The 9,494-nt window shown below is 76.3% G+C and carries 9 protein-coding genes; 5 read left to right on the forward strand and 4 right to left on the reverse strand.

Annotated features, from left to right (window positions below; all coding sequences use genetic code 11):
* Positions 1-207: 207 nt before the first annotated feature.
* Together ABD317_RS28800 and ABD317_RS28805 are read right to left on the reverse strand one after the other, a co-directional pair.
* The gene (locus tag ABD317_RS28800; protein ID WP_344293462.1) at positions 208-969 is read right to left on the reverse strand and encodes an exonuclease domain-containing protein; all 762 of its coding nucleotides are present in this window, start codon (positions 967-969) and stop codon (positions 208-210) included.
* A gap of 201 nt (positions 970-1,170) precedes the next feature.
* Positions 1,171-2,454 carry an SAV2148 family HEPN domain-containing protein gene (locus ABD317_RS28805; protein ID WP_027755670.1) on the reverse strand — a complete coding sequence of 428 codons (1,284 nt, stop codon included), beginning with the start codon at positions 2,452-2,454 and terminating at the stop codon, positions 1,171-1,173.
* A gap of 284 nt (positions 2,455-2,738) precedes the next feature.
* On the opposite strand from ABD317_RS28805, the gene ABD317_RS28810 reads away from it, so the two are divergent.
* A complete protein-coding gene (locus tag ABD317_RS28810; RefSeq protein ID WP_344293464.1) occupies positions 2,739-3,500 on the forward strand; it encodes a S1 family peptidase in 762 nt (253 codons plus the stop codon).
* 326 nt (positions 3,501-3,826) lie between these two features.
* Positions 3,827-4,051, forward strand: coding sequence for a DUF397 domain-containing protein (locus ABD317_RS28815; RefSeq protein ID WP_344293466.1), 225 nt, complete (start codon positions 3,827-3,829; stop codon positions 4,049-4,051).
* A gap of 5 nt (positions 4,052-4,056) precedes the next feature.
* Here the strand turns inward: ABD317_RS28815 and ABD317_RS28820 are convergent, their stop codons facing one another.
* Positions 4,057-4,995 carry an aminoglycoside phosphotransferase family protein gene (locus ABD317_RS28820; RefSeq protein ID WP_344293468.1) on the reverse strand — a complete coding sequence of 313 codons (939 nt, stop codon included), beginning with the start codon at positions 4,993-4,995 and terminating at the stop codon, positions 4,057-4,059.
* 136 nt (positions 4,996-5,131) lie between these two features.
* Here ABD317_RS28820 and ABD317_RS28825 point away from each other — a divergent pair, with 136 nt between their 5' ends.
* Both ABD317_RS28825 and sigJ read left to right on the forward strand, forming a co-directional pair.
* Positions 5,132-6,058 carry an NAD-dependent epimerase/dehydratase family protein gene (locus tag ABD317_RS28825; RefSeq protein ID WP_344293470.1) on the forward strand — a complete coding sequence of 309 codons (927 nt, stop codon included), beginning with the start codon at positions 5,132-5,134 and terminating at the stop codon, positions 6,056-6,058.
* Complete coding sequence (gene sigJ, locus ABD317_RS28830; RefSeq protein ID WP_344293472.1) at positions 6,042-7,001, forward strand: RNA polymerase sigma factor SigJ; 960 nt, start codon at positions 6,042-6,044, stop codon at positions 6,999-7,001. Before ABD317_RS28825 ends, sigJ begins: the two co-directional genes overlap by 17 nt.
* A gap of 52 nt (positions 7,002-7,053) precedes the next feature.
* Here the strand turns inward: sigJ and prcB are convergent, their stop codons facing one another.
* On the reverse strand, positions 7,054-7,917 hold the full coding sequence (prcB, locus tag ABD317_RS28835; RefSeq protein WP_344293476.1) for a proteasome subunit beta: 864 nt from the start codon (positions 7,915-7,917) through the stop codon (positions 7,054-7,056).
* A 305-nt stretch (positions 7,918-8,222) separates the two neighbouring features.
* On the opposite strand from prcB, the gene ABD317_RS28840 reads away from it, so the two are divergent.
* Positions 8,223-9,401, forward strand: coding sequence for a hypothetical protein (locus ABD317_RS28840; protein WP_344293474.1), 1,179 nt, complete (start codon positions 8,223-8,225; stop codon positions 9,399-9,401).
* Positions 9,402-9,494 lie beyond the last annotated feature (93 nt).

Consider the following 9,494-nt stretch of genomic DNA (forward strand, 5'->3'; position numbering starts at 1 on the left):
CTCCCCGCAGCCCTGCCCGACTACGCCACCGCCCACCCACGTCGGCGCCGCCTCCCCCGCGGGAGGCAGTGCCGACGCGGCAGGTGCGGCCGTGGACCGCCGGCCCGCGGTCACCTACGCCCCGGCTACGCCACCACGCCGTCCGCGCCGAAACGCGCACCAAACGCGACGAGGGCAGCCCGCCGGGCCCGGCGCCCCACGACCCGGTTACGCCACCGCGTCGTCCGCGCCGAGGCCGCGCTTCGGCACCGGCTCCGCCGCCGGGGGCGGTGGCGGCGTGGCGGAGCCGGCCGCCGGGGCCGGGGGGCGGGTCTGGCGCAGGAGCCACTGGCGGTAGCCCTCCGCGCGCTCCGCATGCCAGCCCGCCTGGCCGCGGTGCAGGTCCCAGGCGCCGGCCGACGCCACGTCCCCGTACCGCTCGGCTATCGCCACCGCCAGCCGGACCGCGGCGAGCGCGTCCTCCGCGGCGTCGTGCGCGCGGCCGAGCACCACCCCGTACTCCGCGCAGACCGCCTCCAGCGTCCTCTTGCCCTCCCGGAACGGGTCCACCGTCCTGTCCATCGCGTACGGATCGATCACCGGGCCCTCCTCCCCGCCGCCCAGCCGCTCGCGCATCGGCGCGAGCCCGTGGCGGCGCAACTCCGCGGCCAGCAGCGTCAGGTCGAACGCGGCGTTGTACGCCACGACGGGAACCCCGCGCAGCCAGTGGGCCGCCAGCGCCTCCGCCACCGCGTCCGCGACCTCCGCCGCCGGCCGCCCGTGGGCCGTCGCCCGCTCGTCGGTGATGCCGTGGATCGCGGTCGTCTCCGGCGGCACCGGAACGCCGGGGTCGGCCAGCCACTCCCGCCGGCGCGCCGGCACGCCGCGGACGGCCTCCACGACGGCGGCGGAGACGATCCGCGCCTCCCCCGGGTCCGTCCCGGTCGTTTCCAGGTCGAAGCCGACCAGCAGCTCCCCGTACCACCCCATGGGCGCCCTCCCTGTTCTGTGGCCAGTGACCCCACACTCTCACCCGCCACTGACATACCGGACCGCAAGATTCCGGATGCCGGGGAGCCCCGGAGGGGCGTGGAAAGGGGCGTGGAAAGGGCCACCGGAAGGGGCGCCGGAGGGGCCGTCGAGAGGAGGGGGCGCCGCGGCGGCGCACGGCCGACCTGCGGCGACCGGCCGTCAGGAGACCGGCCGCGCGTCCGTCCAGAAGCTCTCGAACTCCTCCCGGTACACCTCGAAGAGCCCCGGCTCGCCGCCGCCCTCCCCGTGCACCAGCTCCCGCCGGGCGGCCCGCAGCACCAGCGCCGGCGCCTCCGCCCCGCGGGCCCGCCGCAGGTACGTCTGCACCACCCCGAGGCCGTCCGGCCGGTCGCCGTTGATCAGGTACGCCGTGAACCGCGGCGTCTCGTCGAAGACCCGGATCTCGAACGCCCCCGCCGGATCCCCGCCGCCCTGCGGGCGCAGCCGGGAGCGCACCCGGCGCATGTGGATGATGTTCGTCTCCACCGCCCGCGCCAGCTCGCCCCGCTTCATGCCCAGTTCGCGCTCCCGGCGGCGGACGGTGCTGCTCGCCGGGTTGAGGAACAGCAGCCGGACCCGGCAGCCGCCCTCCGCGAGCCGGCCGAGGCGGCGGCCGGAGTAGTTCTGCACCAGCAGGTTGAGCCCGATGCCGATCGCGTCGAGCCGCCGGGCGCCGCCGAAGAGGTCCTCGGCGGGCAGCGCCCTTTGCAGCCCCACCCGGTCCGGGTGGACGCCGACGACGTCGGCGTACCGGTCGCCGACGAGGTCCTCCACCGCGTCCACCGGCAGCCGGTCCGCGGACGGCGGCTGGTCGTCGGCGCCGAGGAGGCGCAGCAGCCGGGCCGCCGCGCGCTCGGCCTGCGCCAGCACGGTGCCGGACAGGGCGCGGTTGCGCGAGACGACGTTGCGGGCGACCTCCAGCTCGTCGAGCGCGAGTTCCAGGTCGCGCCGGTCGTCGAGGTACGGCTCGAAGCACGGCCAGTGCTGCACCATCAGCTCGCGCAGCTGCGGCAGCGTCAGGAAGCTGATGACGTTGTCGTCGGCGGGGTCGAGCAGATAGCCCTTGCGCCGGCTGACCTCCCGCACCGCGACGGCCCGCTGCACCCACTCCTGGCCCGCGGGCCCCGCCGCGGCGACGACCCACTCCTCGCCGTGCACCGGCTCGTAGACGGGGCGCAGCACCGCGGCGACGACGGAGCGCAGTCGCTGCTCGACGACGTTCAGCCAGATGTACGCCCGGCCCGCGCGGGCCGCCCGGGTGCGTACCTCGTCCCAGTCGTCCGCGCCCCAGCCGATCTCCGCTCCGATCTCCATGGGCCGGGCCAGCGACACCGTCCCGGGCGGCGGAGGCTCACCCGGCGGCGGCTCGGTCGAGCCGCCACCCCCGCGGCCCTCGTCCTCGGGACCGCCTGCCGGGGGCAGCTCAAGACCGCCCGCACCCACGCCCGTACCGCCTTCCGCGCCCAGCTCCACGATCACGGCAGCGTACTGCCACGACTCCCCGGGCGCATACTGATCGAGCCAGGGGCACTCCAACTGCCGCCTTCCCCGCCGCGGTTGCCACCCCCCGGGCCGAGGCCCCGGGCAACGGCGCCGCCATCGCGGCGCGTTATGGGAAGTTGTGATTACCGCGAACGCCCGGTTTCCGGAATCCTGACGGCTGGTACTTCCCTGGCCCTCCACACGCGGGCCCACCCGATCCCGCGTGCCTTCGGAAACGAGGAACCTTGCGAATAACCAGATCACTCCCCACGCTCCTCGCCGCCCTGCTGGCCGCCCTCACCCTGGGCGGCACGGCAGTCGCCGCGGACCACACGTCCGCCTCCGGCTCCGCCGACGTCCGCACGGCGGCACACGCCCCCACCGCGGACGGCCCGCCCACCACGAAGATCATCGGCGGCGGCTACGCGCAGAGCGGCCCCTGGGCCGCACGGCTGTTCTCCAACGGGCGCCAGACGTGCAGCGCGTCGATCATCGCGCCCACCTGGATACTCACCGCCAGGCACTGCGTCGGCGGCGGCGGGCTGTCCTTCCGCATCGGCAGCCTCGACCAGACCAGCGGCGGCACCGTGGCCAACGGGGTGCAGACCTACACCCACTCCTCGGACCTGGCGCTCGTCCGGCTCGACCGGTCCGTGTCCACCACGTACGCGACGCTCGGCCAGCCCGGTTCCGTGCGGGTCGGGCAGAGCGTGCAGGTCTACGGCTGGGGCGCGACCTCCCGCTGCGGGCAGGAGATCAACTGCCAGTCCCAGTACCTGAAGGTCGCCAACGTGACCGTCACCGGCGGCTGCTACGACGCCTACGGCGGCAGCGCGATCTGCGCCCGGTACGGCAACGGCATCACGGCCGGCGGTGACTCCGGCGGTCCGATGATGGCGAACGGCGTCCAGGTCGGCGTCGCGTCCACCAGCGACCGGCAGACCACCACCGCGTACACGAACGTCACGCGGTACCGCTCCTGGATCCAGTCCGTCGCCGGTGTCTGAGCCGCGGCAGCCGCGGCCGCCGCGTACGCCGTATCCGCGGCGGAGCGGCACCTGAAGCCGGACGGACGCACCCGGTTCGTACGCCGGCACGCCCGACCCGGGTGCGTCCGTCCACTCCCCGCCCGCCTGCCCCGCCTGTCCCGCCTGACTGCGCGCGGGGCGGGCGGGCGGATCCGTCCCGGCCCGGGTCGGGGGCAACTCCTCCCCGGCGCCCCCGCCCCGCTGCCCCGCCGCTCCGTGGCGGCGTAACCGGCGGCCACGGGGTGCCGGTTCGGCCAAGGGCGGATCCCTTGCCCCGCTCCGGTCGCGGGCGGAAGACTGCGGACATGACCGCATGGAATGACCGGTTCGACCTGAGTGACGCCCGGTGGCGCAAGACCAGCTACAGCGACTCCCCGGCGACCGCCTGCCTTGAGGTGGCGGACGGGTTCCACGCCACTCTCGTCCCGGTGCGCGACAGCAAGGATCCGCACGGCCCCGCCCTGGTCTTCACCGCCGCCGCCTGGGAGTCGTTCGTCGACGGCGTCAAGTCCGGCGACTTCGGCGCCTAGGGCCCTTACAGGCCCGCCGCGTCCCCCAGCAGCCGCGCCTTCCCGAGCAGCTGCGCGCCGTACGGGGCCCGCCCGTGCTCCGCGCGCCACAGCGCCTCCTCCACCAGGCGGGCCACCGCCCACGCCGCCAGCCGGTCCGTGTCCTCGCCCAGTTCGCCGGCGAGCAGCGCCAGCCGGTGCGCGACCGTGCGGTGCGGGTCCGCGGCGGCGAACGGGTCGTCGATCTGCTCCAGCAGCGGGAACGGGTCGTAGCCCGGGTCGCCGGTCATCGGCTTGGCGTCGATGGCCAGCCACGGGCGGCGCCCGGCGGCGAGGACGTTGCCGGGGTTGAAGTCGCCGTGGACGACGGCCTCCCGGGCGGCGCTGCCGGGCAGTTCGCGGAGGAGCCGGGCGCCGTGGGCGACCAGCCCGGGGTCGTAGCCGGGGCGCAGCCGCGCCATGCGCTCCTCGACGAGGTCGGCCCACTCGGCGCACACGTCCGCGACCCGCTCCAGCGAGCAGTCCCGCGGCACCGGGGCGCGCCACAGTTCGCGCAGCACCTCCGCGCCGAGCCGCAGCCGGTGCTCGGCGCCGAGCCCGCCGGCGGCGCCGAGTTCGGTGCCCGGCTCGCAGCGCTCCAGCAGCAGCGCGTGGTGTCCGGGGTCGTGGTCGAGGAGGCGGACGGCGCCCCGGCCCGCCCAGTTGCGCAGGCCCTCGGCCTCGCCCGCCGCCTCGCGGTGCGGCCAGGTGACCTTGAACACGGCGCGGGTGCCGTCGGGCAGCCGGGCGGGCGCCACCCAGGAGCAGCTGCCGCCTGCGAACGGGGCGCCGAGGCGCAGCGACCAGCGGGCGCGGAGCTTCTCCACCAGGGCGGGCAGCTCGGCCAGCCAGGCGCGTCCGGAGGCGTGCACGCGCATCTCGGTGAGGACGGGCAGGCCGGGCGGGAAGAGGACGGGGTCGCTCATCGTCCGCACGGTACCCGCGCGCCGCCGCCCGCCGCCTCCCGTTATGCGCCCCGCCCGCGGGTCCCGGTGCGGCCGGGTGTCACAGATCCGGGTGCTGCTCTGTCTCCAGGGGTCATCACCACGGAAAGGGAACATCATGCGAGTCTTCGTCACGGGGGCGACCGGTGCGCTGGGGCGGCACCTCGTCCCCGGGCTGGTCGCCTCGGGCCACGCCGTCACCGCCACCACGCGGACGCCCGCCAACGCCGCGGGGCTGCGCGCGGCGGGAGCGGAGCCGGTGGTCCTGGACGGGCTGGACCGGGAGGCGGTGATCGCGGCGGTGGCAGCCGCGGAGCCGGACGTCATCGTGCACCAGATGACCGCGCTGGGCGGCGTGCGGAGCCTCCGCAACGTCGACAAGGTGTTCGCCGCCACGAACGAACTCCGCACCCGGGGCACCGACAACCTGCTGGCCGCCGCGGAGCGGGCGGGCACCCGCCGCGTCGTCGCCCAGGGCCACAGCTTCGTCTACGAGCACTCCGGCGGCCCGGTGAAGTCCGAGGAGGACCCGGCCGTCGCGGAGCCGCCCGTCGCGTCGGCGGCGCGTACGCTGGCGGCGGTCCGGCACGTGGACGAGAACGTGCCGCTCGGGGTACCGGAGGGCATCGTGCTGCGCTACGGCACGTTCTACGGGCAGGGCGCCTCGGACCACCTGGTGGACGCCGTGCGGAAGCGGCAGCTGCCGGTGATCGGCGGCGGCGCCGGCGTCTGGTCGTTCATCGAGGTCGCCGACGCCGCGGCCGCGACGCTCGCCGCGGTGGAGGACGGCGTCCCCGGCGCCTACAACGTCGTCGACGACGAACCGGCGCCGGTCGCCGAGTGGCTGCCGTACCTCGCCGAGGTCGCGGGCGCCAAGCCGCCGATGCACCTGCCCGCCTGGCTCGGGCGGCTGCTGGCCGGCGGGTTCTTCGTGGAGCAGATGACGGCGGCGCGCGGGTGCTCGAACGACAAGGCGCGCAGGGAGCTGGGCTGGGTGCCGCGCTTCCCGAGCTGGCGGGAGGGGTTCCGTGCCTGGGCCGGCTGACGAGGACGGGACGGGCGAGGACGAGACGGGCGCGGCCGCGGCCGGCTACCGGCCGCTGCTGTTCTCCATCGCCTACGGGATGACGGGGTCCGTGGGCGACTCCGAGGACATCGTGCAGGACGCGTTCCTCGGCCTGACCCGGGCGCGGCGGGCGGGCACCGTCGTCGCCGACCCCAAGGCGTATCTGACGACGGCCGTGACCCGGCTCGGCATCAACTACCTCGGCTCGGCCCGGGTGCGGCGGGAGAGGTACGTGGGCGACTGGCTGCCCGAGCCGGTCGTGGTGCCCGCCGACCGGCCGGGGCCGGCCGAGTACGCCGAGCTGTCGGACTCGCTGTCGATGGCGTTCCTGGTGCTGCTGGAGTCCCTCTCGCCGGTGGAGCGGGCGGTGTTCATGCTGCGCGAGGTCTTCGGCTACGGCTATCCGGAGGTGGCGCGGATCACCGGCAAGTCCGAGGTCAACTGCCGGAAGATCTTCGCCCGCGCCCGGCGGCACATCGCCGCCGGGGCCGGGGAGGGCGGCGCCCCGCCGCCTGCGCGGCAGGCGGAGACCGAGGAGCTGGCTCGCCGGTTCTTCGAGGCGGCCGCGGGCGGCGACATGGACGTGCTGCTGCGGATGCTCGCGCCCGACGTGGTGCTGCACACGGACGGCGGCGGCAAGACCCAGGTGGTCGAGCATCCGCCGGCCGGCCGGGAGCCCGTCCTGCGGCTGGTCCTCGGGCTGTTCCGGCGGTGCCGGCAGCTCGGCGTCTCCCTCCGGCCGGCCTGGGTCAACGGCCGGCCGGGCGCGGTGATGTACGACGCCCGGGGGCGGGTGGCCAGCGTGTTCGAACTCGACCTGGCCGACGGCGCGGTGCAGGCGATCCGGTCCGTGGTCAACCCCGACAAGCTCGGCCACCTCGGCCCGGTGTCCGACATCGCGCGCCGCCGGCCGCCGGGGTGAGTGTGCCGGCGCAGCTCGGCGGACTCCGCTGCCGGGGGGGCGGCGGAGTCCGCTACGACAGCGGCGCGTTCGGCCCGTCCGGCCGGCCGCGGCGGCCGTCCAGCACGGCCAGCGACAGCTCCGCCACCCGGGCCTCGGGCAGCCGCCGGCAGCCCTCCTCGGTGACGGTGCAGACCAGCGGGTAGATGCGGCGGGTGGCGTCGGGGCCGCCGGTGGCGCTGTCGTCCTCGGCCGCGTCGTAGAGCGCCTGCACGGCCATCGTCACGGCGTCCTCCTCGCCCATCCCTTCGCGGTACAGCTTCTTCAGCGCCCCGCGCGCGTAGACCGACCCCGAGCCGGTGCCCGCGAAGCCCTTCTCCTCCGCGCGTCCGCCGGTGATGTCGTACGAGTAGATCCGCGCGGCCCCGCCGCGCGGGTCGTACCCCGCGAAGAGCGGCACGACGGCGAGGCCCTGCATGGCGGGGCCGAGGTTGTCGCGGATGAGGGTGCCGAGCCGGTTGGCCTTGCCCTCCAGGGAGAGCGGGACGGTCTCGATCTTCTCGTAGTGCTCCAGCTCCAGGCGGAGCAGGCGGACCATCTCCTCGGCCATGCCGGTGGAGCCGGCGATGCCGACGGCGGAGAACTCGTCGGCCGGGAAGAGCTTCTCGAACTCCCGGTGCGCGATCATGCCGTTGCCCAGGGTGACGCGGCGGTCGGCGGCGAGGAGGACGCCGTCGGCGTACGTGGCGGCGACGATCGTCGTGCCGTGCGGGAAGTCGGGCAGGGTGCCGGCGCCCGCGTCGTCCGGCAACCGGCGGTGGGCGGGGAGCTGTTCGGGGGCGTGGGAGGCGAGGAAATCCACGAACGACGACGAGCCGGGGGTGAGGAATTCGGGCGGCAGCTGCTCCACGGCGGTTCCCTTCGTCGACTCTTCGATCCGTACGGCCGTCGGCCTGCCGGCCGCGGGCCGCTCCGGCGGCGTACCGGTCGGGCACCGTCCGACCCTACCCGCAGGGCCGCCGGTCCCACCTTCCCGTCGCCCACCTGTCGCCCCCTGCGTCCGCGACCTGAGCTTCCCGCAGTGTTCACCTCACGTCTGCCGGGTGGCCAGATCCGGCGTCCGTGGCTGCGGAACAGTCGCACCCCGCCGTACGAACCGGGAGCACGATGAAGACTCCGCGATCCAGACCGTCCCGCCGGGCCCGGGCAGAACAGACGCTCGCGCTCGCGGAGTGCGCCCGCGTGTGCACCGGATACCTCGCCGGGCTGACGGCCGGGGAGGACGCCGGCGGGCCGCCGAGCGTGGGCCCGGGGCCCGCGCGCACCGCCCTGGTGGCGGCGCTCGGCGCGATGCTCGGCACCGCCCCGCCGCCGCGCCGCGCGGCGGTGGGCGGGGAGCTGTTCGACACCCTGCTGCGGGCCGGCGAGCGCGCGGTGGAGGCGGGCGGCGAGCGGGAGTTGCTGCTCGCGGTGGAGCTGGCGGACAAGGCGCTGGCGCTGCGCGGCAAGTCCCGCGCCGCGTGGCGGCTGCGCGCGCACGCCCTGGACGCGCTGGGCCGCACGGAGGCGGCCGTGGCGGCGTACGAACGGCAGCTGGCGCTGGGCAGTACGCACCCCGAGACGCCGGTGCTGTTGGCGGCGCTGCGCGAGCGGCAGGAGTGCCTGGCGGCGGCGCTGGGGCTGTTCCCGGAGGACACGGCGGCCGGCGGCGCCGCGGCCGCCGGGCGGGAGTTCGCCGCGGCGGTCGGCGCGGAGGCGCCGCCCGACGTCGTACGGGAGGCGTTCACCGCCTACGTCGGCGAGCAGGTGGACCGCTACGGGGCCGGGGACGCGCGGGTGCGTGAGCTGGCCGCGCGGTACGGGGCGTACTGCCGCATCCTCGACGAGGGCCGCATGGCCGACCCGCTGCTCGCCGGCGTCCGCCCCGTCGGCGTCGCCGACTTCCGCGCGCACGTGGCCGGGAAGACCGCCTGCGTCGTCGTCGGGCCCGGCCGGTTCGAAGCGGCCGGCGACTACGAACTCGTCGTCCGCTGCGACGACTTCCGCGGCGGCGAGCGCGCCGACGTGCACGCCGTCGCCGACCCGGGCTGCGAGTCGTGGCACCGGCCCGCCGGCGTCCGGCTGGTGTTCGCCGACCCCGGCGAGACGTGGCGGGCGGCGGTACGCCGCGCGGTGCCCGGCGCGCAGGACGGGCTCGGCGACGTGTCGCTGCGCCGCCCGCTGCAGGACCCGGCGCTGCTCGGCGACGGCGGCTGGGGGCCGGAGACCAGCGCGGCGTTCACGGTGCTGCGGCTGCTGGACCACCTCGACGTCAGCCCGCGGCTCGACGTCCACGGCGCCGGCCGGCTGCGGCCGGACGTCGGCCGCTGGATCGTGTCCCGGGCGAAGGACCGTACGAAGACGAGGACCGCCCTGCGATGACCCCTTCCGCGCCCCGATCCCCCGCCGACACCGCCGACGCCGCCGCGGCCACCGCCGCCCCGGTCCCGCCGCAGAGCCGCGGCGCCGCCCGCC

Source organism: Streptomyces synnematoformans (assembly GCF_039531005.1).
In the GTDB taxonomy this organism is placed as follows: Bacteria; Actinomycetota; Actinomycetes; order Streptomycetales; family Streptomycetaceae; genus Streptomyces; species Streptomyces synnematoformans.

Bases quoted from the DNA above. Each gene is read 5' to 3' on its own strand.
- ABD317_RS28800 (WP_344293462.1), bottom strand. From the start codon at position 969: ATGGGGTGGTACGGGGAGCTGCTGGTCGGCTTCGACCTGGAAACGACC.
- ABD317_RS28825 (WP_344293470.1), top strand. From the start codon at position 5,132: ATGCGAGTCTTCGTCACGGGGGCGACCGGTGCGCTGGGGCGGCACCTC.
- ABD317_RS28820 (WP_344293468.1), bottom strand. From the start codon at position 4,995: ATGAGCGACCCCGTCCTCTTCCCGCCCGGCCTGCCCGTCCTCACCGAG.
- ABD317_RS28815 (WP_344293466.1), top strand. From the start codon at position 3,827: ATGACCGCATGGAATGACCGGTTCGACCTGAGTGACGCCCGGTGGCGC.